At 44.3% G+C, this 26,132-nt stretch carries 27 protein-coding genes; 13 read left to right on the forward strand and 14 right to left on the reverse strand.

From position 1 onward, the window contains the following. Positions 1-6: 6 nt before the first annotated feature. A complete protein-coding gene (gene seqA / locus L3V31_RS12925; RefSeq protein WP_237316429.1) occupies positions 7-549 on the reverse strand; it encodes a replication initiation negative regulator SeqA in 543 nt (180 codons plus the stop codon). A gap of 92 nt (positions 550-641) precedes the next feature. Here seqA and L3V31_RS12930 point away from each other — a divergent pair, with 92 nt between their 5' ends. The 3 genes from L3V31_RS12930 (at position 642) to fldA (ending at position 2,324) form a co-directional block, all read left to right on the forward strand. Then, the gene (locus L3V31_RS12930; RefSeq protein WP_237316430.1) at positions 642-1,409 is read left to right on the forward strand and encodes an alpha/beta fold hydrolase; all 768 of its coding nucleotides are present in this window, start codon (positions 642-644) and stop codon (positions 1,407-1,409) included. A 111-nt stretch (positions 1,410-1,520) separates the two neighbouring features. Continuing rightward, positions 1,521-1,742, forward strand: coding sequence for a DUF2788 domain-containing protein (locus tag L3V31_RS12935; RefSeq protein WP_005461613.1), 222 nt, complete (start codon positions 1,521-1,523; stop codon positions 1,740-1,742). A gap of 48 nt (positions 1,743-1,790) precedes the next feature. Further along, positions 1,791-2,324, forward strand: a complete 534-nt coding sequence (fldA, locus tag L3V31_RS12940; RefSeq protein WP_237316431.1) for a flavodoxin FldA — start codon at positions 1,791-1,793, stop codon at positions 2,322-2,324. A gap of 53 nt (positions 2,325-2,377) precedes the next feature. Here the strand turns inward: fldA and L3V31_RS12945 are convergent, their stop codons facing one another. Further along, complete coding sequence (locus tag L3V31_RS12945; protein WP_237316432.1) at positions 2,378-2,881, reverse strand: DUF4442 domain-containing protein; 504 nt, start codon at positions 2,879-2,881, stop codon at positions 2,378-2,380. 202 nt (positions 2,882-3,083) lie between these two features. Between L3V31_RS12945 and fcrX the strand changes: the two genes are divergently transcribed. Then, positions 3,084-3,533: a ferric iron uptake transcriptional regulator FcrX gene (gene fcrX, locus L3V31_RS12950; protein ID WP_237316433.1), complete on the forward strand. Its 450-nt coding sequence runs from the start codon at positions 3,084-3,086 to the stop codon at positions 3,531-3,533. 112 nt (positions 3,534-3,645) lie between these two features. On the opposite strand, the gene glnS is transcribed toward fcrX, so the two are convergent. Continuing rightward, positions 3,646-5,316 (reverse strand): glutamine--tRNA ligase, encoded by a 1,671-nt coding sequence (glnS, locus tag L3V31_RS12955; protein ID WP_237316434.1) that lies wholly within the window; start codon positions 5,314-5,316, stop codon positions 3,646-3,648. A 234-nt stretch (positions 5,317-5,550) separates the two neighbouring features. Then, on the reverse strand, positions 5,551-7,122 hold the full coding sequence (nagE, locus tag L3V31_RS12960) for an N-acetylglucosamine-specific PTS transporter subunit IIBC (RefSeq protein WP_237316435.1): 1,572 nt from the start codon (positions 7,120-7,122) through the stop codon (positions 5,551-5,553). Between the two features lie 494 nt (positions 7,123-7,616). On the opposite strand from nagE, the gene nagA reads away from it, so the two are divergent. The 4 genes from nagA to asnB all read left to right on the forward strand — a co-directional run bounded on the left by nagA (position 7,617) and on the right by asnB (position 13,617). Next, a complete protein-coding gene (gene nagA, locus L3V31_RS12965; protein ID WP_237316436.1) occupies positions 7,617-8,753 on the forward strand; it encodes an N-acetylglucosamine-6-phosphate deacetylase in 1,137 nt (378 codons plus the stop codon). 2 nt (positions 8,754-8,755) lie between these two features. Next, entirely contained in the window at positions 8,756-9,970 is a 1,215-nt protein-coding gene (locus L3V31_RS12970; protein ID WP_237316437.1) for an ROK family protein, read from the forward strand. Positions 9,971-10,134: 164 nt separating this feature from the next. Further along, positions 10,135-11,724, forward strand: coding sequence for a cation:proton antiporter family protein (locus tag L3V31_RS12975; RefSeq protein ID WP_237316438.1), 1,590 nt, complete (start codon positions 10,135-10,137; stop codon positions 11,722-11,724). Between the two features lie 228 nt (positions 11,725-11,952). After that, on the forward strand, positions 11,953-13,617 hold the full coding sequence (asnB, locus tag L3V31_RS12980; protein ID WP_237316439.1) for an asparagine synthase B: 1,665 nt from the start codon (positions 11,953-11,955) through the stop codon (positions 13,615-13,617). Between the two features lie 70 nt (positions 13,618-13,687). Here the strand turns inward: asnB and rfaH are convergent, their stop codons facing one another. Further along, positions 13,688-14,188, reverse strand: a complete 501-nt coding sequence (gene rfaH, locus L3V31_RS12985; protein ID WP_014231130.1) for a transcription/translation regulatory transformer protein RfaH — start codon at positions 14,186-14,188, stop codon at positions 13,688-13,690. A 327-nt stretch (positions 14,189-14,515) separates the two neighbouring features. Between rfaH and L3V31_RS12990 the strand changes: the two genes are divergently transcribed. After that, the gene (locus tag L3V31_RS12990; RefSeq protein WP_237316440.1) at positions 14,516-15,904 is read left to right on the forward strand and encodes a peptide MFS transporter; all 1,389 of its coding nucleotides are present in this window, start codon (positions 14,516-14,518) and stop codon (positions 15,902-15,904) included. Positions 15,905-15,972: 68 nt separating this feature from the next. Here L3V31_RS12990 and hemH read toward each other — a convergent pair whose 3' ends face one another. From hemH to htpG, 3 genes are all read right to left on the reverse strand, one after another. Next, positions 15,973-16,935 carry a ferrochelatase gene (gene hemH / locus L3V31_RS12995; RefSeq protein WP_237316441.1) on the reverse strand — a complete coding sequence of 321 codons (963 nt, stop codon included), beginning with the start codon at positions 16,933-16,935 and terminating at the stop codon, positions 15,973-15,975. A 164-nt stretch (positions 16,936-17,099) separates the two neighbouring features. After that, on the reverse strand, positions 17,100-17,744 hold the full coding sequence (gene adk / locus L3V31_RS13000) for an adenylate kinase (protein ID WP_237316442.1): 645 nt from the start codon (positions 17,742-17,744) through the stop codon (positions 17,100-17,102). Between the two features lie 317 nt (positions 17,745-18,061). After that, positions 18,062-19,966, reverse strand: coding sequence for a molecular chaperone HtpG (gene htpG, locus L3V31_RS13005; RefSeq protein ID WP_237316443.1), 1,905 nt, complete (start codon positions 19,964-19,966; stop codon positions 18,062-18,064). A 273-nt stretch (positions 19,967-20,239) separates the two neighbouring features. Here htpG and L3V31_RS13010 point away from each other — a divergent pair, with 273 nt between their 5' ends. Genes L3V31_RS13010 through L3V31_RS13025 form a run of 4 tightly spaced genes read left to right on the forward strand, consistent with a single transcriptional unit; the run spans position 20,240 to position 22,769 of the window. Continuing rightward, positions 20,240-21,115, forward strand: coding sequence for a transcriptional regulator (locus L3V31_RS13010; protein ID WP_237316444.1), 876 nt, complete (start codon positions 20,240-20,242; stop codon positions 21,113-21,115). Positions 21,116-21,127: 12 nt separating this feature from the next. After that, positions 21,128-21,643, forward strand: coding sequence for a regulatory protein ToxS (locus L3V31_RS13015; protein ID WP_237316445.1), 516 nt, complete (start codon positions 21,128-21,130; stop codon positions 21,641-21,643). 43 nt (positions 21,644-21,686) lie between these two features. Beyond that, on the forward strand, positions 21,687-22,442 hold the full coding sequence (locus L3V31_RS13020; RefSeq protein WP_237316446.1) for a sulfite exporter TauE/SafE family protein: 756 nt from the start codon (positions 21,687-21,689) through the stop codon (positions 22,440-22,442). A gap of 48 nt (positions 22,443-22,490) precedes the next feature. Continuing rightward, a complete protein-coding gene (locus L3V31_RS13025) occupies positions 22,491-22,769 on the forward strand; it encodes a SelT/SelW/SelH family protein (RefSeq protein WP_237316447.1) in 279 nt (92 codons plus the stop codon). A gap of 62 nt (positions 22,770-22,831) precedes the next feature. On the opposite strand, the gene yfcE is transcribed toward L3V31_RS13025, so the two are convergent. The 6 genes from yfcE to L3V31_RS13055 all read right to left on the reverse strand — a co-directional run bounded on the left by yfcE (position 22,832) and on the right by L3V31_RS13055 (position 26,053). Then, complete coding sequence (yfcE, locus tag L3V31_RS13030) at positions 22,832-23,377, reverse strand: phosphodiesterase (protein WP_237316448.1); 546 nt, start codon at positions 23,375-23,377, stop codon at positions 22,832-22,834. A gap of 58 nt (positions 23,378-23,435) precedes the next feature. After that, positions 23,436-23,645 carry a hypothetical protein gene (locus L3V31_RS13035; protein ID WP_237316449.1) on the reverse strand — a complete coding sequence of 70 codons (210 nt, stop codon included), beginning with the start codon at positions 23,643-23,645 and terminating at the stop codon, positions 23,436-23,438. A gap of 135 nt (positions 23,646-23,780) precedes the next feature. Continuing rightward, a complete protein-coding gene (locus tag L3V31_RS13040; protein WP_237316450.1) occupies positions 23,781-24,194 on the reverse strand; it encodes a CBS domain-containing protein in 414 nt (137 codons plus the stop codon). Further along, on the reverse strand, positions 24,191-24,541 hold the full coding sequence (locus tag L3V31_RS13045) for a P-II family nitrogen regulator (RefSeq protein ID WP_014231118.1): 351 nt from the start codon (positions 24,539-24,541) through the stop codon (positions 24,191-24,193). Before L3V31_RS13045 ends, L3V31_RS13040 begins: the two co-directional genes overlap by 4 nt. After that, a complete protein-coding gene (locus L3V31_RS13050; RefSeq protein WP_237316451.1) occupies positions 24,531-25,322 on the reverse strand; it encodes a DUF1538 domain-containing protein in 792 nt (263 codons plus the stop codon). Before L3V31_RS13050 ends, L3V31_RS13045 begins: the two co-directional genes overlap by 11 nt. Beyond that, entirely contained in the window at positions 25,319-26,053 is a 735-nt protein-coding gene (locus tag L3V31_RS13055) for a DUF1538 domain-containing protein (RefSeq protein WP_237316452.1), read from the reverse strand. The genes L3V31_RS13050 and L3V31_RS13055 overlap by 4 nt, the downstream gene beginning before the upstream one ends. Positions 26,054-26,132 lie beyond the last annotated feature (79 nt).

Below are 26,132 nucleotides of genomic sequence, written 5' to 3' on the forward strand. Positions count from 1 at the left end.
GGTTTCTTATATTGAACCTGTTACTTTTTCTATTAAGTCCGGCTGGAAACCCATGTGCGTCATCACTTGCTCAACCATCTGTCTCTTACGGCTGGTATTGTTATTCGTGATAACCCAAAATGGCGTTTCTGGAATGGCTTTAGGTTTGGTTGTATTGCCGTTAGCCAGCAAGGTTTCTTCATTGTCCGCAAAGTAGACGCGCTTACGTCCCTTCACATTTGTCGCTTGCGCGAACCCTTCTGGATTTAATTTATGTAATGTTGATAGAACCAACATGAAGCGATCAATCGCTTTCTTAAGATCTGCAAACTCATCAGAGATTAACAGTGAACGCATTGCTTTCACTGTATCAACCTGCTCAGTTTTACCTGCATCCTTACTTACTACAATCCCTTGTGGCTTCTCTACTACAGGAGCAGCTTCTGCTGCCTGCAACTGACCATCAAGGTTTAAAAGGCGTCGCAAAATATCCGAGGCACTTTCACCGATATGCTTAGTTTGACCAGCAATGTAACGGTATAGATCCTCATCAACCTCAATTGTTTTCATTCGCTTTTCACATTCTCAATGTTTAAACTCTGGGGGATTATAACGAGATCCTCTCGGATACTCCACGTTAAACCCATCACGAATAAGATAAAATGTCAGCATTACTCAACTATAAGCAGGAAGGCCAAGGCCAAACAGTTGTTTTGATTCACGGATTGTTTGGCAGTTTAAGTAATCTGGGCCTTTTGGCTCGTGATCTTATCCAAGATTACTCTGTGATCAGTATTGATCTACGCAACCATGGCCTTTCTTTCCACTCGGATACCCACACTTACAGCGATATGGCGCAAGACGTTGCCGAGTTACTTCGCCACTTGAACATTGAATCAGCAATCATTGTCGGGCATTCCATGGGGGGTAAAGTCGCGATGAAACTTGTCGATATCGCCCCGCAATTTGTCAAACAACTGGTTGTATTAGACATGGCTCCCGTTGCCTATACAACGAATCGTCATGATAACGTGTTTAATGGTCTTCAAGCCGTCATTGCCCAAGAGCCAGCAAGCCGCCAGCAGGCGATGGACGTACTCGCACAACATGTGGAGATAGATGGCGTGAGGCAGTTTCTTTCGAAGTCACTGTATAAAGACGGAGATACAATGGCATGGCGCTTTAACGTAAAAAGCTTGTTGGAGAATTACGCTGAAATCATCGGCTGGCAAGAGATAACACCAACCGAGATCCCAATCCTCTTTATTAAGGGTGGTGACTCAGATTATATAACGCCGGAGCATCAACCTGCCGTAAAGAGACAGTTTAAGCGGGCCAAAGCACATATCATCGCCAACACAGGCCATTGGCTACATGCAGAAAAGCCAGCTGAAGTTATGCGAGTGATCAGGAAATACATTTCGGGTTAACAATTTCACCAACAACCCTTGATTATTGGGATAACCGCTCTGGTATTGCATTAACTTTACTGGTTAACAGTGGTATAGTGCGCGCAATAATTTTCGGCATGAAGGACTACAATGCTCTACGACTACATGGATATGCTCGAATCTATCGGGCTCGATCTTCTTTTTGCTGCTATCTTCTTCTTCATCGGGATGGCAATAAAAGATGTGCTAAAGCAAGGCAATGTACCTGTTTTCGGTCGTCGTATTGTATGGTTAGTCCTTTTTCTAGGCTGCGCTGGTTTTATCGCGAAAGGGATAATTCAGCTAACGTGGGAAGGCTCAGGGTTAGGCTAAACCCTTAGTACCATCGCCAACAACAAACAATGTAAAGGTATAGACTCTATGGCAAGTGTAGGTATCTTCTTCGGTAGCGACACAGGTAATACTGAAGCCGTTGCAAAGATGATTCAAAAGCAACTAGGTAAGCAACTAGTTCACGTTCAAGACATCGCGAAAAGCAGCAAAGAAGACATTGATAATTTTGATCTTCTACTTCTAGGTATCCCAACTTGGTACTATGGTGAAGCGCAATGCGATTGGGATGATTTCTTCCCTGAACTTGAGCAAATTGACTTCTCTACAAAGTTAGTCGCTATCTTTGGTTGTGGTGACCAAGAAGACTACGCAGAGTACTTCTGTGATGCGATGGGTACCGTACGTGACATCGTCGAATCAAAAGGCGGCACTATCCTAGGTCATACATCGACTGAAGGCTATGAATTCGAAGCATCGAAAGCGCTAGTAGAAGGTGACGATAGTCAGTTCGTTGGTCTGTGTATCGATGAAGACCGTCAACCAGAGTTAACGGATGATCGCGTTGAGAACTGGGTAAAACAGATTTACGAAGAAATGTGTTTAGCTGAGCTTGAAGGCTAATACAGATTCTGAGTTAAGACCTCCTTTCCCGGAGGTCTTTTTGTATGTAACGGTTACGAGGCTTCCGTTACTGCCTCTTCCTCTCGGTACTGAGGCTTTTTACGAACATACATCTTGCGTTTGACTTCAGAGACCACATTCCCGTCCCTGTCTTTGACATGAATAATAAACTCAGGGAACCATTTATCGCCATTACGTGTCTTTTTAAATATCTCTTCCATCATCCCTTGTGAGATTTCAAAATCTGCAAACAAGTCACTATGGCCAGGTTTGATAAAGTTAATGCTCGCTTCTTTATCCCAGACATAATATTCCTCCCGTAATATCCCGATCAGCATCATCGAATAAATGGGGTCAGTAAGAGAGAAGATACTTCCACCATATTGAGTTCGATTGGCGTTTTTATTCCACCAATTCAGCTTCAAACGTACTTTAACCAGACGAAAGTCATCAGAAATATGTAAGATTTTGATTCCAGCTCCCCAGAATGGGGGCCAAAGATTGAGTCCAAATTTAATGATTCCTGGCTTATAAATTTTGGCAATCCGCTTATCCATTGCAATCCTTGCTCTCCACGCGATTTATGTTACTAAATTGTAACAGGTAAGAGCTCTAATATAATTGACCGATTCCTAATTTACAAAGAAAGAATATATTAACCCTTTGAAGTTCGTGGTTTAATGTTTTTTGCCATTCGCCTATAATGGTATCAATATTGAATTCTGTTAAATCGCTGCAGATGATCCAACGGGAAAGTATATGTCAGATAATAATCAGGCGCTGAAAGACGCGGGTTTAAAAGTAACCCTTCCAAGGCTAAAAATTCTAGAAGTACTTCAGCAGCCAGACTGCCAGCACATCAGTGCTGAAGATTTGTACAAAAAGTTGATTGATCTAGGTGAAGAAATCGGTCTAGCAACCGTTTATCGAGTACTCAACCAATTCGACGATGCTGGTATCGTCACTCGTCACCACTTCGAAGGTGGTAAATCAGTCTTCGAACTGTCGACTCAACATCACCATGACCACCTAGTATGTCTCGATTGTGGTGAAGTTATTGAGTTTTCAGACGATCTTATCGAAGAACGTCAAAAAGAAATCGCGGCTAAATACAACGTAAGTCTTACAAACCATAGTCTTTACCTGTACGGTAAATGTGGCGATGGTAGTTGCAAAGACGATCCAAACGCACACAAGCCAAAGAAATAATCATTAATTAAAAATAAAAGTGCTCAATGAGCGCTTTTATTTTAACGCTTATCTGTTTGCCAAATATAAAAAATGCCAGTCCTAGGACTGGCATTTTTATTTTCATGTTCAATTATTTAGCTTCAATTTTCGCCCATGTATCACGAAGGCCGACAGTGCGGTTGAACACTAAGTTATCTGAACTTGAGTCTTTCGAATCAGCACAGAAGTAGCCCATGCGCTCAAATTGGTAACCTTTTTCTGCTTCGACAGACGCTAAGCTCGGCTCAACGAAACCATTGATCACTACAAGTGACTCTGGATTAATCGTCGTAGCAAAGTCTTCAGCTGCAGCAGGGTTTGGTACTGTAAATAAGCGGTCGTACAGGCGAACTTCCGCAGGCAGTGCTTTATCCGCTGATACCCAGTGGATCACACCTTTGACCTTACGGCCATCAGCTGGGTTCTTACCTAGTGTATCAGCATCGTAAGTACAGAAAATCGTAGTGATGTTGCCTTCCGCGTCTTTTTCAATACGCTCAGCTTTGATCACGTAAGCACCACGCAGACGAACTTCTTTGCCTAGCACCAAACGCTTGTACTTCTTGTTCGCTTCTTCGCGGAAGTCTTCACGCTCAATCCAAACTTCACGAGTAAACGGCACTTCGCGCTCACCCATTTCTGGTTTATTCGGATGGTTAGCAAGAGATAGGCTTTCTACCTTGCCCTCTTCAAAGTTCTCTATAACCACTTTCACAGGGTCGAGTACAGCCATTGCACGCGGTGCATTTTCGTTCAGATCATCACGAATACAAGATTCTAGCGAGCTAAACTCAATCATGTTGTCTTGTTTTGTAACACCGATACGTTTACAGAACTCACGAATAGATGCTGGTGTGAAGCCACGACGACGCAAACCAGAGACAGTTGGCATACGAGGATCATCCCAACCGTTTACCAATTTTTCAGTCACTAGTTGGTTCAGCTTACGCTTAGACATTACTGTGTATTCTAAGTTTAGGCGACTGAACTCATACTGATGAGGGCGACAAACAATGGTGATGTTGTCTAGTACCCAGTCGTAAAGACGACGGTTATCCATAAACTCAAGAGTACAAATTGAGTGAGTGATACCTTCTAATGCATCTGAGATACAGTGAGTAAAGTCGTACATTGGGTAAATGCACCACTTGTCACCTGTCTGATGGTGAGTTGCGAAGCGGACACGGTATATTACCGGGTCACGCATGACCATGAATGAAGACCCCATGTCAATCTTAGCTCGAAGACAAGCTTTACCTTCTTCAAACTCACCCGCGCGCATTTTTTCAAACAACGCTAGGTTTTCTTCTACAGGGCGATCACGGTACGGGCTAGGTTTCCCTGGCGCTTTTAGTGTGCCGCGGTATTCGCGAATCTGCTCTGGACTTAGCTCATCTACGTACGCTAAGCCTTTATTAATCAATTCAATTGCATATTCGTAAAGCTTATCGAAGTAGTTTGATGAGTAACATACTTCACCACTCCACTCGAAGCCCAACCAGTTTACATCTTTCTTGATAGACTCAACGTATTCGATGTCTTCTTTTTCAGGGTTTGTGTCATCAAAACGTAAGTTACATTGACCCTGGTAGTCCTGAGCAATACCGAAGTTCAAACAGATAGACTTAGCATGACCGATGTGCAGGTAACCATTCGGCTCCGGCGGGAATCGAGTATGCACGCTAGTGTGTTTGCCATCCGCTAGATCCTTATCAATGATCTGGCGAATAAAGTTTGATGGACGAGCATCAGCTTCACTCATCTATAGCACCTCAAATATTAGTATTGTCAGAGAAAACGGAACTCTGCACCCAAGTAAGGATTTGCAGAGTGAATTACTCCTAATGATCCACAATTCTAAGCAATTAGACAACAAGAACTCGTGTTAAATCGGCAATATTTATCGAGTTAGCATGAAACCTCAGCAGAATAGAAACCACAATATAAAAAAAGACCTCCCGAGGGAGGTCTTTTCCAATTCATTCGTACAATGTGATTATGGTAGTTTCACATTCGAAAGGTCTTCATTAGCACCGATTGCTTTCATTTCACCGGCAACGATTTCCGCTAGGGGACCAAGGATAACTTGAAGGTTGTTCTCACCTAGTTTCACAACACCTTTCGCACCCAGTTTCTTCAGCACATTTTCATCAGCTACTGAACGATCTTTCAGAGTCAGACGTAGTCGAGTGATACATGCATCGATTGCAGTTAGGTTCTCATGACCGCCAAGTGCTTTAAGGTATTGGCGAGCCAAGTCACCACTCTTCGCTTCACCAGATGGTGCAGCTGCTGTCTCTTCATCACCTTCACGACCAGGCGATTTCAGGTTGAACGCGCGGATAGCGAATGTGAATGTGAAGAAGTATAGAGCACCAAAGCCAAGACCAACAGCACCAAGCAGTAATGGTTTAGTCGCCAGGCCGAAGTTAAGTCCGTAGTCAATCAAACCAGCAGAGAACGTAAAGCCGTGAAGCGTACCAAGCATGTTAGTCACAACTAGCGACAGACCAGTAAACACTGCGTGCATCGCGTAAAGCGCAGGCGCTAGGAACATGAACATGAATTCTAGTGGCTCTGTGATACCTGTTAGGAATGAACAGAATGCCACTGAGAATAAGGCACCACCCACTTGGTGACGTTTTTCAGCAGGAGCAGCAAAGTACATCGCCAGAGCTGCACCAGGCAGACCAAACATCATGATTGGGAAGAAGCCGTTCATGAATGTACCAGCACCCTTATCGCCACCGAAGAAACGGTGTAGGTCACCAGATTTAACCGTTTCAGTCACTTCTTTCACTGTTGCTGTGATTTCAGGAGTTACTGAGTTAGCGAATTCAAACGTGTGAGTTTGGCCAGCAACAAGCGTCTTAGCTAGGGCCGGGTCAACACACAACTGCTGTACTGCTGGTAGAGCTTGACCCGCAGCAGAAGCACCTGCAATTACGATTTCCTGGCAAGAACCCATGCCAAACCAGAAGAAAGAGTTCAGTACGTGGTGTAGACCTACAGGAATAAGTGCACGGTTAAGCGTACCGTAGATGAACTGACCAATTGCGCCAGAAGTTGAGATACCGTGAGCAAGCGCATCCAGACCACCTTGGATCGATGGCCAGACGATACCGCCAACAGCGCCAGCAACTAAAGCGAATAGACCTGCCATAATCGGAACTAGACGTTTACCAGAGAAGAAAGCAAGCCACTCTGGAAGACGTGTAGCATGGAAAGCGTTGTAAGAGTGGCCAGCAATAATACCAGCGATAATACCACCAAAGAACGACATGTTAACTGATGGATCAATTGTTTCCGCTGTAGCTTTGAGCACAAAGTACGCAACCGCACCAGCAAGACCAGCCGCACCTTGACCGTCTTTAGATAGGCCGATCGCAATACCTAAGCCAAACAACAATGGAAGGTTAGAAAAGATTGAGTTACCTGCTTGTGCCATAAACGCGATGTCAAATACATCTGGCTGGCCCAAGCGCAGTAACAAGCCTGCGATTGGCAAGGTCGCGATAGGAAGCATAAGAGCTTTACCCAACTTCTGCGCGTATCCGAGAATATTCACCTTTAGTTCCCCCTATAGGATTAGATGTTATGTTGAATAACTTATTTTAGTCGTTCAATTTAGTCCTGTTCAGTTTATGACATTAATTTTGCCCCGCAAATTAAAAGCTCACTGTTTGTGATCCCAATCACCAGAATTCACCCCAAAAGAAGGTTTTTGCTAGCGGGATCATAAAACTTATTTTATCATACGAAAAAATGGCATTTCAAAGATAACATCCTCGCACTTTATGCAAGGAAGAATCAGTGTTATTTTAGTCTCCAGCGAGTAATCTACGGTAACTTCGCTCTGAAAAAGAATCCGTTAAAAGTAGTTCATTTAACATTTTCAGTCCGTTATGGTTAGTTACTCCACCATGGTCGAAATAAACACAACTTGCCTTATGTAACTCGTTATCTAATTTCATGGTACAGACTAAGTAGCCACATGACTCAAAACGTCATCCTTTAGATAGCATTACAGACATGAATTCTCACTATAAGGACTAGCTGACTATGTACGCGCTAAGTAACTGTAAAATCTATACCGGTAGTGATGTTCTACACGAACATGCGGTCATCATCGAAAACGACCTAATTCAATCCGTTGTACCAGTTGCCGAACTACCGAAAGGCATCGAGGTGAAAGATCTAAATGGTGCGAACCTAAGTCCGGGATTCATTGACCTTCAACTAAACGGTTGTGGCGGAGTGATGTTAAATGACGACATCACCCCCAAAACAATGCAAATCATGCATGAGGCAAACCTCAAGTCAGGCTGCACCAGCTACTTACCGACACTGATTACGTCTTCAGACGAAGACATGCGTGCAGCGATCAACGCAGCTCGTGAATACCACAATCAATACCAAAATCAATCTCTAGGTCTACACTTGGAAGGCCCGTACCTTAACGTCGCGAAAAAAGGTATCCACAATGTCGACTTTATTCGCACCTCAGATGAAGACATGATTGATCTGATTTGTGCAAATAGTGACATCATCGCGAAGGTGACTCTCGCACCAGAGCAGAATAACCCTGAGCATATTCGACGCTTAAAATCAGCAGGTGTGGTTGTTTCTATCGGACATACTAACGCTACGTATACTGAAGCTCGTAAAGGCTTTGAAGCTGGCATTTCTTTCGCAACGCACCTGTTCAACGCGATGACACCAATGGTTGGCCGTGAACCTGGAGTGGTTGGTGCTATTTACGATACGCCGGAAGTTTATGCTGGAATTATCGCGGATGGTTTCCACGTTGACTACGCAAACATCAGAATTGCTCATAAAATCAAAGGTGAGAAGCTTGTTTTGGTGACGGATGCCACAGCTCCAGCAGGTGCTAACATTGATCACTTTATTTTTGTCGGTAAGAAAGTATATTACCGAGATGGTAAGTGTGTTGATGAAAATGGCACACTAGGCGGCTCAGCCCTGACTATGATTGAGGCAGTTCAGAATACGGTTGAGCACGCAGGTATCGCTTTAGACGAAGCTCTACGCATGGCCACATTGTATCCAGCAACCGCTATTGGGGTTGAGGATAAACTTGGCCGAATTCGAACAGACATGGTAGCAAACCTGACTGTTTTCGATCGTGACTTCAATGTAAAAGCGACGGTTGTTAACGGACAATACGAGCACAATTAAGCATGAATGGCGGACAAATTGGTAATGTAGATTTAGTAAAACAGCTTAACAGCGCTGCGGTATACAGGCTGATAGATCAGCAAGGTCCTATCTCCCGTATTCAGGTCGCGGACGTTAGCCAGCTGGCTCCCGCGAGTGTTACCAAAATAACCCGCCAACTTTTAGAGCGTGGCCTAATTAAAGAGGTCGCGCAACAAGCTTCTACTGGTGGTCGTCGAGCTATCTCGCTGACCACAGAAGTGAAACCTTTTCATTCGGTCGCAGTTCGCCTAGGACGCGACTACATTCAGTTCTGCTTGTATGACTTAGGCGGTACAGCACTTGCCGAAGATCAGCACGAACTGCACTACACCAATCAGGAAGACTTGATTGCCGGATTAATCGACTTGCTGAAAAATTTCATTAATCGCAATCAAGATAAAATTGATCAGTTGATTGCCATTGGCATTACCCTGCCGGGCTTAGTTAACCCTTCCACAGGTGTGGTTGAGTACATGCCAAATACGGACGTTGATAACCTCGCCCTTGGTGAAATTGTCAGCGAGAAGTTTAATACCGCTTGCTTCGTTGGTAACGATGTTCGCGGGATGGCTTTGGCAGAGCATTACTTTGGCGCAAGCCAAGATTGTCAAGATTCCATCTTAGTCAGTGTCCACCGCGGTACAGGCGCAGGTATCATTGTTAATGGCCAGGTATTTCTCGGCTTTAACCGTAACGTTGGCGAGATTGGCCATATCCAAATTGACCCGCTGGGTGAACAGTGCCAATGCGGTAACTTCGGTTGTTTAGAAACGGTGGCAGCAAACCCTGCAATCATACACCGTGTAAAGCAGCTCCTCGCGCAAGGTTACGAATCCAGCTTGGCTGAGCTTGAAAACATCACAATTCAGGACGTATGCGCACACGCAATTAACGGTGATGAACTCGCAAAACAGAGTTTAGTTCGTGTTGGTAATCAACTAGGCAAAGCGATTGCTATCACTATCAACTTATTTAACCCACAGAAAATTGTTATCGCTGGTGATATTACTGCGGCGCAAGAAATTGTATTCCCGGCAATTCAACGTAACGTTGAAAACCAATCTCTAAAAACTTTCCATAACGCTCTTCCTATTGTTGCCTCACAAATCGATAAGCAGCCAACCATGGGGGCATTCGCTATGATCAAGCGTGCAATGTTAAACGGGGTTTTGTTACAAAAGTTATTGGAAGACTAAGTATATTTCATCAATTGAGTTACAATCTCGGGCTGTGCTTGCACAGCCCGTTTTTGCATATCAGGAAACTCAACCCAATTACTGCAAACTTTGCCTTGCTCTAAACGATTTTTCCTGCGCAATTACCTGACGTTAATTTACTGGCATGGGTATTACTTATCAGCATGGAAATAATTCTAATAACAACAGCATTTTTGGCTGGCTTCATTGCCCTAAAGTGCTCACTTCCTCCTCTAGTTGGCTTCTTACTCGCAGGATTTGGACTGCACGCGTTTGGCTATCAAAGCAATGAAGTGATCGTTGACCTAGCCGATCTCGGCGTTACCCTCTTATTATTCACGATCGGCCTAAAACTCGATGTAAAAACGCTGTTATCAAAAGAGATATGGGGAGGCGCTACAGCACATAACATCCTCTCCACAACGGTGTTCACCATCGCGCTCGCGGGATTAAAACTACTCGGCCTTACCTCTCTGTCAGGTATGGATATTGGTCAGGTTCTGCTACTGGCTTTTGCTTTGTCGTTTTCGAGTACCGTTTTTGCAGTCAAAACACTGCAAGAAAAAGGTGAGATGAGTGCCACATATGGCACCATCGCGATCGGCATACTCGTGATGCAGGATATCTTCGCTGTCGTATTTTTAACCGCTTCTACAGGTAAAATTCCTGAATGGTACGCCATAGCACTGTTCGGCCTTCCCCTACTTCGACCAGTTTTTTACAAATTACTAGACAAGGTTGGCCACGGTGAGATGTTGGTCTTATGCGGTATATTCTTCGCTCTTGTCGTCGGTCCTGGTTTATTTGACCTCGTAGGCATGAAGCCAGATCTTGGTGCACTGATTTTAGGCATGTTACTGGCTGGTCATCGAAAAGCATCTGAGCTCTCAAAATCGCTGTTTAATATGAAAGAGCTCTTCTTAGTTTGCTTCTTCTTGAATATTGGCTTATCGGCATCACTGAGTTTTACCAGCATCGCACTCGCCATTTTATTCATCCTCTTACTACCGATAAAAGGCTTGCTGTACTTTTTAACCATTAACTATTTTAACTTTCGGGTCCGCACATCGTTACTCGCATCATTGTCCCTGTTTAACTACAGCGAGTTCGGCCTAATCGTCGGCGGTCTGGCGTATAAAATGGGCTGGATGCCAAGTGACATGCTCGCCGCAATCGCTGTTGCCGTATCAATTTCATTTATTATCTCTGCGCCACTCAACCGTCTGAGCAATAAAATTTATCAACACTCAGGCAAGTGGCTACAAGAGACAGCAGCGGAAAAACTTAACCAACGTGATCAGCTGATCAACCCTGGGCATGCTCAGGTTCTAATCCTTGGTATGGGCCGAATAGGGACTGGTGCTTATGATGAGTTGTGCTCTCGTTACGGAAAGATCTCGCTTGGAGTGGAAATTCGGGAGGATGCCGCCGTTAAGCACCGCGCCGAAGGCCGTAATGTCATTTCTGGTGACGCAACTGACCCAGACTTCTGGGAGCGAATCCTCGATACAGGACACGTCCAGCTGGTGTTATTAGCAATGCCTCATCACCAAGGTAATCAAACTGCATTAGAACAGCTGCAGCGCCGACACTATAAAGGCCAGATAGCCGCAATTGCAGAGTACCCAGACCAGCTTGATGGTCTGCTGGAACAAGGCGTGCACGCTGCGTTCAATATCTATAATGAAGCTGGTAGTGGTTTTGCAAGACATGTTTGTCAGCAATTAGAACCCAAGTTTACACCAGCGAAATAAGCACTCAAGTGAATACCTAACAAAGCCTTCATGCAAAAAGAAGGCTTTTTTTGTGTTCTTTTTATACCAAACCTTGATTTTATCCATTAAAAGCAAGGAATAATTAGAAATCATTCACCCACAAGGGTCTTTTATCAATTTTTTAATCACAAAGCGTTGCTTTTTTTACTCAAACTGGCAAATTGAAGCCATACCGATTAGAAATTGTTTAGTTTAAAAGGAAGTTGTATGTGTTCAGTATTTGGCATTTTAGACATTAAAAGTGACGCAGCAGCGTTGCGCCCTATCGCATTAGAAATGTCGAAAAAGCTTCGTCATCGAGGCCCAGACTGGTCTGGTATCTATTCTTCAGATAAAGCAATTCTGGCTCATGAACGCTTGGCCATTGTTGGTCTTAATAGCGGAGCACAACCACTATACAGCCCTGATAAAAATCTAATTCTTGCAGTAAACGGTGAAATCTACAACCACAAAGAGATCCGTGCACGCTACGAAGGCAAGTATGAGTTCCAAACTGACTCAGATTGTGAAGTTATTCTTGCGCTTTACCAAGACATGGGCGCAGACCTTCTTGAAGAACTAAACGGTATTTTCGCTTTCGTTCTTTACGATGAAGAGAAAGACGAGTATCTCGTAGGCCGTGACCATATCGGTATTATTCCTCTTTACCAAGGTCATGATGAACACGGCAACTTCTATGTTGCTTCTGAGATGAAAGCGCTAGTGCCTGTCTGTAAAACAGTGAGTGAATTCCCTCCAGGTAGCCACTACAGTTCTAAAGACGCAGAGCCACAGCGCTACTACGTTCGTGACTGGAACGAGTACGCGGCAGTTCAAGGTAACAGCACGAGTAAAGAAGAGCTAACTGAAGCACTAGAAGCCGCGGTAAAACGCCAGCTAATGACTGACGTACCATACGGCGTACTTTTGTCAGGTGGTTTAGACTCTTCTATCACATCCGCGGTTGCTAAACGTTTTGCGGCAATGCGTATTGAAGATGACGAGAAATCAGCAGCCTGGTGGCCACAACTGCACTCATTTGCAGTTGGCCTTGAAGGGGCTCCAGACTTAAAAGCGGCGCGCGAAGTTGCAGACCAAATCGGTACTGTACACCATGAAATGACTTACACCATTCAGGAAGGTCTTGATGCGATTCGCGATGTGATTTACCACATCGAAACGTATGACGTAACCACAATCCGTGCTTCAACGCCGATGTTCCTGATGGGACGTAAAATCAAAGCGATGGGTATCAAAATGGTACTTTCAGGCGAAGGCGCTGATGAGATCTTTGGTGGTTACCTATACTTCCACAAAGCACCAAACGCGCAAGAGTTCCACGAAGAAACCGTTCGTAAACTGCTTGCTCTAAACATGTTTGACTGTGCTCGTGCAAACAAATCACTTGCAGCATGGGGGGTTGAAGGCCGTGTACCTTTCCTAGATAAAGAGTTCATTGATGTAGCAATGCGTCTGAACCCAGCCGACAAAATGTGTGGCAACGGTAAAATGGAAAAACACATCCTACGTGAGTGTTTTGAACATTACTTACCAGAATCAATCGCTTGGCGCCAGAAAGAGCAGTTCTCTGACGGTGTAGGTTACAGCTGGATTGATACTCTGAAAGAAGTAGCAGAACAGAAAGTAACGGAGCAACAAATGGAAACGGCTAAATTCCGCTTCCCTTACAACACGCCAACCACTAAAGAAGGTTATGTGTACCGTGAAATCTTTGAAGAACTATTCCCACTGCCATCAGCAGCAGAATGTGTTCCAGGCGGCCCATCTGTAGCTTGTTCTTCAGCAAAAGCGATTGAATGGGATGAGTCATTCCAAAACTGTGTAGACCCATCTGGTCGAGCAGTACAGGCCGTTCACAACGACGCTTACTAATTAATTAAAAGACACGAATGAAAAGCAAAAGGGCTGGTTTAACCAGCCCTTTTATTTATATATCAACATGTTATTTTAAGTCTAAATCATTATTGTCGATACTGACTGGAACACGTTTGGTAATCATCTGCACGAGCATAATTGAACGCTTCTCCCCATCTTGCTCCTGGAAAATAGCATCAATACCAGCAAACTGACCACTTTTGACCCGAATCTGATCACCGCGCTTGGGCATGCCTTCACAGGCCACTTTTTCATGAACGCACTTTTCTATTTTCTTCAGTTCAAAAACCAAATCGCCCTGAATTTCTTTTGGCTGAGCGCCAAAGCGGACAAAATCAATAACCCCGCGGGTAGAACGAACGGATGTAAAGTTCGGCCCTTCCTCGTAATCAAAACGAGCAAACATGTAGGAAGGGAACAGTGGTTCTTCGACTTTCTGTCTTTTACCACGTAATATTTTTTCGACTTCGACAGTCGGATAAAAGCACTCTACCCCTTGATTTTCAAGGTGTTGCTTCGCCCTAACCTGCTCTCCTCGTTTACAATAAAGTAGATACCAACGTTTCATTTTTTACTAGCCAATTCTTTTTTTTAGCATCCTAGCATTAAGCCAGAGTTGAGTCATGAGCAATTACTTTATCTATAGAATTATAAATAAATTATCGCTCACAGAAATCAAATTCTCTTCAATATTTGTACAGACATCCTCCATACCCAAAAATGGAAAATTAGTTTTAACTACATACCAACCCTTCAATTATTCCATAAATAAAATTAAAAACAGAGACTTATACAGGTATAGATGCAATTGTATAAAATTTTTTGTTTGTTAATTGTTAAATTTAAAGGTATATATTTTCTCCGGAAAATGTAACAACTATTACTAAAAGATACTATGTCAAACCAACATCAATATTTTGGCCATCCACGTGGCTTATTTTTACTGTTCGGCACAGAATTGTGGGAGCGTTTCTCTTACTATGCAATGCGTGCCATTCTCGTCCTCTACCTCACAGATACCACAATGAATGGCGGTCTGGGCTGGTCGACTAAAGACGCACTAGACCTATACGGCACTTATACTGGCCTTGTTTACATCACACCACTGATTGGTGGCTACCTGGCAGATAACTACTTAGGCCAACGCCGCTCTATTTTACTTGGCGGTGCACTGATGGCTATTGGTCAATTTACCTTAGCATTACCAGCAGATGCGCTGGGCCTTGGCTATCTTCACACCTTTTATTTAGGCCTTGCGCTTTTGATCGCAGGTAACGGTCTGTTTAAGCCTAATATCTCGACTATGGTTGGTGACCTATACAACGAAGGGGACAACCGTCGAGATGGTGCATTCACCATCTTCTACATGGGTATAAACCTTGGTGCTCTGCTTGCTGGTGTCGTTTCTGGCTCGGTGACCGACTCATTCGGTTGGAAAGCGGGGTTCGTCGCTGCAGGTATCGGTATGCTTATGAGCCTTGTGATGCAAATAACCTTCGCTCAATCTTGGTTAGGTGACATCGGCCGCGAGCCAGCTGCCAAACGTGCATTAGCGAATCAGAAATCAACTAAGAAACAACCACTAACTAAAGAAGAAGTGGATCGGATTAAAGTGATTCTGGTCATGAGCCTTTTCACTATCGTATTCTGGGCTGGATTTGAACAAGCAGGTGGCTTGATGAATATCTACACCCAGCAATACACTGACCGTATGATAGGCAGTTTCGAAGTCCCTGCGGCCTGGTTCCAGTCACTTAACCCGTTCTTTATTATTACGCTTGCACCTGTGCTTGCAGTGCTGTGGGTGAAACTTGGAAAACGCGAGCCAAACTCACCAGTGAAGTTTGCATTGGCGATGTTCTTCCTCGCTCTGGGCTTCCTATGTATGGTTGGTGCCGTACTTGAGCAAGGCGGTGATACCACGGTGAAAACTTCAATGCTGTGGCTGGTTGGTGCTTTCTTCTTCCATACACTGGGTGAACTTTGCCTATCTCCAATTGGTTTATCTCTGGTAACTAAGCTTGCGCCTCTACGTTTGGCATCATTAATGATGGGGGCGTGGTTCGGATGTAACGCGATTGCGAACTACGTAGCTGGCTATGTAGGTTCTCACGTTGGTGAGCTAGGTGCGATGGCAATCTTTAGTGGCATTGCAGCGAGTGCAACTATCAGTGGACTGATTCTGCTATTGTTCTCTAATACACTAGTGCGCTGGATGCACGGTGCTGAAAGTTCAGCGAGCAACGCTGAACAAGTAGAAGAGCAACAAGTACAAGTGGCTTAATACGCTTATTCAAACTGAAAAGGGTCGCACTTGCGACCCTTTTTGTTAAGAACGTTTCATAACAACAATTAAAGCTTATTACGTACCAACTCAGCCATCATATCGATATGTCGGTCATCATCATTCAGGCAAGGAATGTAATTAAACTGCTCACCGCCTGCTGCTAAGAAAATTTCTTTGTTCTCTCCCGCGATCTCTTCTAACGTTTCCAAACAATCCGAAGAAAACGCTGGTGTCATGATGTCGATCTTTTTCACGCCTTTTGCAGGTAACGTTTCCAGAGTTTTATCAGTATAAGGCTTTAACCATTCTTCACGCCCAAAGCGGGACTGATAAGATATCCCTATCTGCGTTTCTTTTAATCCCAGTGCTTCACCTAGCAAACGGGTGGTCATTTCACAATGCTGAGGATAAATGTCACCGTTATCTGCATAACGTTTTGGAATACCGTGGTATGAACATAACAGATAGTCCCCTTGTCCATGTTCAGCCCAGTACGCTCGAACAGATTGAGCCAAGGCATCAATAAACATTGGATGATCATGATAATCACGAATTAAGCTAAATGCTGGTATGACTGGTAATCTCTTAAATGCTTTGGTTATCCCATCAGAAACCGCTGCTGTTGTCGTACCTGAATACTGAGGATACAAAGGCAATACGATGACCTCATCAACACCTTGCGACAGTAAGGCTTCAAAACCAGCGTGCAAACTTGGGTTACCATAAGTCATACCGAGTTCTACTGGTATATCTAACTGCTGAGCAAGTTTCTTCGCTTGGCGCTTTGAGTACACCATGAGAGGGGACCCCTCTTCCATCCATACGGACTCATAAAGCTTTGCAACTTTTGGCGCACGTATAGGCAAAATAACCCCGTGCAGAATTGGACACCACAGCCATCGTGTCATGTCGACCACTCGGTGATCATGAAGAAACTGGCTCAAGAAGCGCTTTACAGCAGGAGCAGTTGGTTCGTCAGGTGTACCCAAGTTAACCAGAAGCACACCTTGTTTTTTTATTTTTTGCATAGCGTCCCTTTGTTTCCAGCGTATACCAATGCCAGCTATTTTAACCAGCAAGAATGAAAAGATAATGACTGGAATTGGTATTATAAAAATGTATAAAAAAAGCGACCTTACGGTCGCTTAACTATAACAAAATTCTTAAAAATTTTGATAATAGGTATTACCTATTATGCTAATGCCTTCTCGATATCAGCACTTACTTCAGCAACTTGCTTAGTACCATCGAATTTTAGGTACGTAGTTTTACCAGCTTCTGCTTCTTTACCGTAGTAGTTGATAAGTGGCGCAGTTTGCTCATGGTAAACACCTAGACGTGCACGTACTGTTTCTTCTTTGTCGTCATCACGAACAACAAGGTCTTCACCAGTTACGTCATCTTTACCTTCCACTTTAGGTGGGTTGTAAACAGCGTGGTAAGTACGACCTGAAGGAAGGTGAGCACGACGACCAGCCATACGCTCAACGATCACGTCATCAGCAACGTCGAATTCAATAACGTAATCAACGTCAACACCCATTTCTTTTAGGCCATCAGCCTGAGGGATAGTGCGAGGGAAACCGTCTAGTAGGAAGCCTTTTGCGCAATCGTCTTGAGCGATACGCTCTTTGATAAGGCCCAGGATGATTTCATCAGAAACTAGCTGACCAGCGTCGATAACGGCTTTCGCTTGTTTACCAAGCTCTGTACCTGCTTTGATCGCCGCACGAAGCATATCACCAGTGGAGATTTGTGGAATACCGTACTTTTCCATGATGAAGTTTGCTTGTGTGCCTTTACCTGCACCTGGAGCACCTAGAAGAATGATGCGCATGATTTATCCTCTTTAATATTTAAGATTTATACCGAAGCTCACAATAGCCTGCCTTCTCAGATTTCAAACCTAAGAAGCGCTCGCAACGATAAGTTTCGGTATAACGTTAGGCGGCAAAAATACACGCCTTGTGACTGACATTCAAGTCACAGATTCTAACACAGGTTATGTGAGCAAAGAGTGAATTAAGACTAAAGAATGTTAACAACCGCATCTTTCTGTCGCTATTGACTATTAACTCAACACCTATAGTGCAAATTTATGCGATAACAAACAAAAAGCTCGCTATATGCGAGCTTTTTAATGTCTAGCGACTATTAAACCTTAGTCAAAAGTTGGTTGATCGCGCCTAAGAACTGCGCAGGGTCTTCCATTGAACCTCTTTCAGCAAGCATCGCCTGCCCTAGAAGTACCTCAACCCAGCGGCCAAACGCTTCCTCATCAGATTCGTCAGCCATGCGCTTAACCAGTTCATGTTCCGGGTTGATTTCGAAGATGTACTTCACTTCTGGCACTGCTTGACCTGCTGCTGCAAGAAGCTTCGCCATTTGAGTCCCCATCTCATAATCATCCGTTACCACTACGGCTGGAGTTGAAGCCAGCTTAAACGTGGTACGAACTTCTTTTACGCGATCGCCTAAGTAAGATTTAGTGCGTTCAACGACTGACTTAAACTCTTCCTCAGTCTCTTTCTGCTTTTCTTTCTCTGCTTCATCTTCGAAGTTGCTCAGATCCAGGCCCGCCTTAGTGATTGACTGGAACTGCTTACCATCAAACTCTGTCAGGTAATTCATCAACCATTCATCAATGCGGTCGTACATCAGGATAACTTCGATGCCTTTTGCTTTGAACTGCTCTAGGTGAGGGCTGTTTTTCGCTGCAGCATAGCTGTCTGCTGTCAGGTAGTAGATCTTATCCTGACCTTCCTTCATGCGCTCAACGTAATCAGCTAGTGCAACAGTTTGCTCAGCAGAGTCAACCTCAGTAGACACAAAACGCAACAGACCAGCGATCTTCTCTTTGTTTGCGAAGTCTTCAGCCGGGCCCTCTTTTAGTACAAGACCGAACTCTTTCCAGAATGACAAATATTGTTCTGAATCATTCTTTGCCATGCGCTCTAGCATTGTCAGTACACGCTTGGTACAGGCATTACGCAAAGATTGCGTTACTTTGTTGTCTTGCAAGATCTCACGCGATACGTTCAGCGGAAGATCGTTTGAATCTATCAAACCACGAACAAAACGCAGGTAAGACGGCATAAACTGCTCAGCGTCATCCATGATAAATACACGTTGAACATACAGTTTCAAACCAGACTTATGGTCACGGTTCATCATGTCCCATGGTGCTTTAGATGGGATGTACAGTAGGCTGGTGTAGTCGTTTTTACCTTCTACACGGTTATGACTCCAGGTCAGTGGATCCGCGAAGTCATGAGAAACATGTTTGTAAAACTCTTGATACTCTTCTTCTGAGATATCAGATTTATTGCGAGTCCATAGCGCTTGAGCCTTGTTAATTTGCTCCCACTTTTTCTCGCCAGTTTCGTTACCTTCTTCATCGCGTACCGCAGTTTGGATAGAAACCGGGATACCAATATGATCAGAGTACTTACTGATCACTTCACGCAGACGCCATTCGCTCAGGAACTCTTTACCTTCTTCACGCATGTGCAGAATGATGTCAGTACCGCGAGACTCTTTTACGATATTTTCAATCGTGTACTCACCTTCGCCGGCAGAATGCCATTGCACGGCTTCTTCTGCTGTTACACCTGCTGCACGCGTGCGCACAGTAACGGCATCTGCCACGATAAACGCAGAATAGAAGCCCACACCAAACTGACCAATCAGTTGTGAGTCTTTACTTTGGTCTTCAGACAGTTTTGAGAAGAAGTCTGCCGTGCCAGATTTTGCGATGGTACCCAGATGCTCGATCACATCATCACGGCTCATACCGATGCCATTGTCAGAAATCGTTAAGGTATTTGCGCCTTCATCAAATGACAATTTTACGCCAAGGTCAGCATTACCCTGATACAACTCTGGGTTAGATAGCGCCTGAAAACGCAATTTGTCTGATGCATCTGATGCGTTAGAAATCAGCTCACGCAAAAAGATCTCTTTGTTGGAATAAAGAGAATGGATCATTAAATGCAGTAGTTGTTTTACTTCTGATTGAAAACCACGAGTTTCTTTATTTTGAGATACAGTTTCGCTCATGTTTGCTCCATAACATCTAAACTAACAAACCATCTCACGGAGAAAAGTAAACCCCTCAACTCCATAAAATAGCTTTTCTAATATGTCATGTAACATGTGGCTGACAAATGTAAATTCAAGGTCAATCCAACTAAAAACAGTGTTTTTTTACAAAAATTTAATTATCCTACCCTGCTAAAAGCACCTAAAACGTTGTGCATATCCCACACGCACAGTATTAATTTGTGATATAAATCACCATAATTTCAACATCATCCATCTAAGAAGAACTAAATGACTAGCATTGGCACCAAATTTCTACTTGCTCAAAGGTTTACTTTTGACCCAAATAGTAATTCGCTCGCTGACCAACAAAACGACAACGATGTTGTACGTTTAGGAAGCAACGAAAGTCGCATTCTCCTGATGTTGGCAGAAAGACCCAACGAAGTGTTAACCCGCAACGAACTCCACGAGTTTGTTTGGCGTGAACAAGGTTTTGAGGTGGATGACTCAAGCCTTACTCAAGCGATCTCAACCCTGCGTAAGATGTTGAAGGACTCAACAAAATCTCCAGAGTATGTAAAAACCGTACCAAAGCGTGGCTACCAGTTAATCTGTTCTGTAGAACGATTAAATCCGCTTTCTTCTGTTGTTAACTCAGACACTGAAGAGCTAGCTTCAGACGATGAGTCAGACAAAGCAAAAAGTATGGTTATTTCTGACGAGCCACCAGCAGAGGCGATCTCGGAAACAAAAGTAGAACACGAATTTCGTAGTGAACAAGCTCAGGTTCAGCCTCAAAGGAAACCGAATATGTGGTTGCCTCGCCTGATTTTATTGTTAGCTATATTGTTTCCAATTGGCGTACTGCTATTCACGAACCCCGCGGAGTCCCAATTCCGTCAGGTAGATATTTATCAAAATGTACCTGTGCTAACGCCTGTGAATCACCCTCAAATTAATGATTGGCTGCCTTCCATCAAGCAATGCGTGGAACGCTATGTGGAACATCACGCAAAGGGTTCCTTGCCTGTTGAAGTCATCGCAACGGGTGGCCAGAACAATCAACTGGTGCTGAACTATATCCATGACATTGACCACTCTTATGAGAATGTCACGCTGCGTATTGTTTCTGGTCAAAGTGACCCAACCGATATCTGTAAATAAGAGGAGGCCATTATGAAGATAAAGTTTGCATCTGCGGTTTTGGCCGTATCCGCTCTATTCAGTGGCTGGTTATATTGGGGCAGCGACCTCAAAATTGAACAGGTCCTGACCGCTAACGAATGGCAATCTGCCATGGTGACACTCATTACTGATAAGTTGCCGCATGACACGGTAGGTCCGTTGCGTAAGGTCAATGTAGAATCCAACGTGAAATATCTGCCTAATGGCGAGTACATCCGTGTAGCAAACATTAAACTGTTTGCCCAAGGTTCTACGGCGGAATCAACCATCAATATATCAGAGAAAGGTCGCTGGGAAGTGAGCGATAATTACCTGCTCGTTTCGCCGTCTGAGTTCAAAGACATTTCGTCTTCTCAGTCGAGAGACTTCTCTGAAGAACAGCTTCGCTTGATCACTCAAATCTTCAGGCTGGATGCAGAGCAAAGCCGCCGTATTGATGTGGTTAACGAGAAAACACTGTTATTAACTAGCCTGAATCACGGTTCTACGGTACTGTTTAGAAACTAATTTACTGACTAAAAGGGGGCGAAATGTCCCCTTTATTGTGCACATGGACTGGCTAGATACCTTCACGCTCTTTTTGGGCTCCCTTATCGCAAACACCTTAGCGTCGCTATCCGGTGGCGGTGCGGGCTTATTGCAATTCCCTTTACTCATTTTTTTAGGCTTACCTTTTTCTGTTGCACTTGGCACTCATAAAGTCGCCTCCGTTGCCTTAGGCTTGGGTGCAGCCAGCACGCATTTAAAAACCGGTACGATAAAACTCCCCGTAGCACTATATCTGATCCTAGTCGGTAGTATTGGGGTCATTATTGGTGCCAATATCATCGTCCATATTCCTGATGGTATTGCTGAGAAGATGTTGGGTACCATGATCCTCGCCCTGGGTATCTACTCACGACTTAAAAAACAGTTGGGGCAATCAGAGGTGATGATGCATCGCGATCGAACCGGTTGGATCATTGGTGGCTTTGGCATCATGTTGATTGGAATCATTAATGGTTCACTCACCGCTGGCTCTGGACTGCTGGTTACTCTATTTTTGGTTCGCTGGTTTGGGTTTGATTATAAACAGGCGGTCGCTTACACCATGATTTGCGTTGGCTTATTTTGGAATGGCATTGGAGGCGTCGCCGTCGTACAAGCCGGTGCACCTATTCACTGGGCATGGTTACCCGTATTGCTGTTAAGTTCCTTTTTAGGCGGAAGCTTGGGCGCTTGGGCTGCCACCCGATATAGTAACCGCGTGATAAAAATTGCGTTTGAAATTCTCACCTTTGCCGTTGGGTTTAAGCTACTGGTTTAACGCTAATGGCACTAATTATCTGGTCACTCTCGTTAAAAGGAAAATGAAATGGAAAAAGCAGTGATTAACATCTACTACTGTCGTCAGTGTAATTGGATGTTACGCTCAACTTGGCTTTCTCAAGAGCTGCTTCATACGTTCAGCGAAGAAATAGAATCCGTTACATTACATCCAGATACCGGAGGTCGCTTTGAAATATTCTGTAATGGAAAACAAATCTGGGAGCGTAAAAAAGATGGTGGTTTTCCGGAGGCAAAGGTATTGAAACAGAAGGTTAGAGACATTATTGCACCGGACAGAGATTTAGGACATTCGGATACAAAATAAGGGAGTATTGCACTCCCTCTATTCATGTGAACCGAACTAATCCCTCAGACTGACATCAAGCCTTATATCTCTGTCTGAGCCAACACTGTGCCCTCTGGTGTTTGTACTGTTAATGTCTTTCCATTCATCAAGCCATAGCTTCGTGGTAAGTCATTACGCGGAAACGTCATAGAACCAGGGTTGAAAATAGTCACCCCATCTTGTAACTCAGCGACAGGTATGTGAGTGTGACCATGGGCGATCACATCCCCTTCTTTCAACTCAGGGCGATTGTTACTGTTGTATAAATGACCATGGGTTAAAAACAGACGCTGCCCGGTCTCAAGTAACACCCAAGCATAGTCCATCATCATCGGAAAGCTTAATAGCATCTGATCTACTTCACTATCACAGTTACCTCGAACCGCGATAATCTGCTTGCTGTACTGATTTAAAAGCTCAGCCACTTGTGCAGGGTTATAACCTTCAGGTATCGGATTTCTTGGTCCATGGTAGAGAATGTCTCCCAACAGAACCAAATGATCCGCTCCAGACTTAACAAACAAATCGATGGTTTCTCTCGTCGCAGGTAAAGAGCCATGCAAATCTGAGGCAAAAAATAGTTTCACAGCATCATCTCCTCATAAAATTAGAGGCTATTCTACGTCATTCTGACTGCAGCTCAACTTACTGGTTGCGAACAAAATCGATCAGCATTGGTAGTAAATAAACCCATGCAGCATAACCAGCCCCTACAAGTATCAACAACCAAACAACCATTGAGATAAACTTTGACTTTGCTAAGTGATTCAGCGGATCCGGTTCCCCACACCCTGGACAGGTATGAGCTCGTTTAGAAATCTGTTTCTCACAGACCGGACAAGCAACTAAAGGCATGATAAAAATCCTCGACTATAAGCTTAAGGCACAAAGGATAAGTGCCAATGAACACATATGCAACATCACAAATAGCCAATGCATTATAAATGGTTAACTTTCGCCGACTTGAGAAAGGCAAAGCTTAGCCTTGATTTATCTTTCGGCTGATTCTCTTACCATGCCATTGATTACGATATTGTTGTAACTGACCATGCCAATGACCTCTCCATCTTCAATAACCGGAGCGCGACTAATGCCGAATCGTTCAAACAATCTGGCACAATATTTCACATTCATATCCGGCCCAACACACAGAGCTGGCTTAGTCATGATCTCGTATATATTCGTTCGCTTTGGTGGTCGATTATTCGACAACACTTTTTTGGCAATATCATTCATTAATACTATGCCGAATTCATCATTGTCATCGCGCTTTTTAACCACCAGCGCTTTAACTTGGTATTTCTTGGCTAGTGTAATCCCTTCATAAACCGTCATCAGCCCATCTACCATGACGTAAGTCGCAGCCATGACATCTCGAACCCGTACTATTGCCTGATTACTCATAACTCGTCCTCAACAACCTTAGCCAATGTTTCCACCTGGTGGGCGACACCGACCGCATCTTCAATATCAATTTGAATCGCAATGCCCTGACCGGACTCCTTGTCAAATTCACCGACATCACTGATGGTTTCTAAAATGTGCCGAGAGAGATGCTCCTCGACCACAAACAGCAGCACATCTTTTTGTACTTCCAAGGTCAACCCAAAAAAAGTTCGCTTCTGGTTTAACCCTTGACCTCGAGCATTATTAATCACCGTAGCGCCTGTTGCCCCGGCATCACGAGCAGCATCAAGTACCTTATCTGTTCTGGCATCCTCAACAAACGCAAGTATCAATTTAAAGCGCATTTTCTTCGTCCTCCGAGGTGTCTTTATTAAGCCATTGAGTAATTTGCGCATATCCCATGACGGATATCATTGGAAACAAACTGGCAAAGGCAATCAAACCAAAGCCATCTATCATAGGGTTTCTCCCTGGTACAGTAGAAGCCAGTCCTAATCCCAGAGCAGTCACGAGCGGCACAGTGACAGTCGATGTCGTCACACCACCAGAGTCATAAGCCAAAGGAACGATCATCTGGGGGGCATAAAAGGTCTGGGCCACCACCACGATATAACCTGACATGATGTAATAATGAATCGGATCCCCGACAACAATCCGGTAACTCCCCAGCGCAATACCAATCGCCACACCTAGTGCAACCGCAACACGTAGGCCATTCACACTAATACTGCCGCCGGAAACTTGATTCGCCTTGATTGCCACCGCAATTAATGACGGCTCCGCAATCGTCGTACTGAAACCAATACAAAAAGCAAAGGCGTACACCCAATAATAGTCAACCCACTGCAATTGCTGCCCTACCGATACTTTGAACTCTCGTACAAAATCGGGAGTGGTAAGTTGTACGGCCATGGTTTCGCCGAGGGGAAACAAGGCCATTTCCAGCCCGAGTAAGAACAGCGACAAACCCAAAATGACGTAGGCGAAACCAAAAAGCACTTTTCTCAGGTTATTCACCGGACGACGAAGTACCGCGAGTTGAAAGCCAAAAATAATGGCAGCGATAGGAATAACATCGCGAATGGTGGACAAAAGCGTATCAAAGAATTGTTCAAGTGAAATCATGCCACGACCATCCCATAAATCATGACAAACATCATTGGCAGTAACGAAGCAAAGGCAATTAAACCAAATCCATCGACCATTGGATTCCGCCCTTTAATTGCCGAGGCGAGTCCTACTCCGAGCGCCGTTACCAATGGAACAGTAATGGTCGACGTCGTCACGCCACCAGAGTCGTATGCCACGCCAATGATCGACTCAGGAGCAAACCAAGTTAGCACCACCACGCCCACATACCCACCTATGATCATGTAATGGATGGGCCAACCTTTGAGAATACGCAGCACGCCAACCACAATTGCAATACCAACAGACAGCGCAACGGTCACACGAAGCCCAGTGCCATATTCTTGGATCGATAACTCCGAGTTGGTAATCATTCCTCCCTCGGCCGCCACCTGAGCAGCTTTCTCCGCCACGGCAGTCAGTGCTGGCTCAGCGATTGTGGTGCCAAACCCTAAACAAAATGCAAAGACCAAAAGCCAAAAAACACTGCCCTTTTTAGCAAACGCCTGAGCCATGCTCTCACCAATAGGAAACAGACCCATCTCCAATCCAAAGATAAAACATGTCAACCCTAGAACGACGAGCAATAAGCCGAAAAGAATAGAGACCAGATTGGGTAAAGGCTCTTGTAACACCACCAGTTGAAAAAAAGTGATGACAAGAACAATGGGCATCAAATCGCGCGCACTATTAAGGAGAGCTCGAAAAAGAGCAATAAATGCTTCCATACCTTCTCCTTATTGAATGCTTTTGAATAATCTAACGATAATTAATTGAAATGATTTAGCTGACTCGTATCAGTCTGGC

Source organism: Vibrio sp. J1-1, from assembly GCF_021728395.1.
Lineage (GTDB): Bacteria > Pseudomonadota > Gammaproteobacteria > Enterobacterales > Vibrionaceae > Vibrio.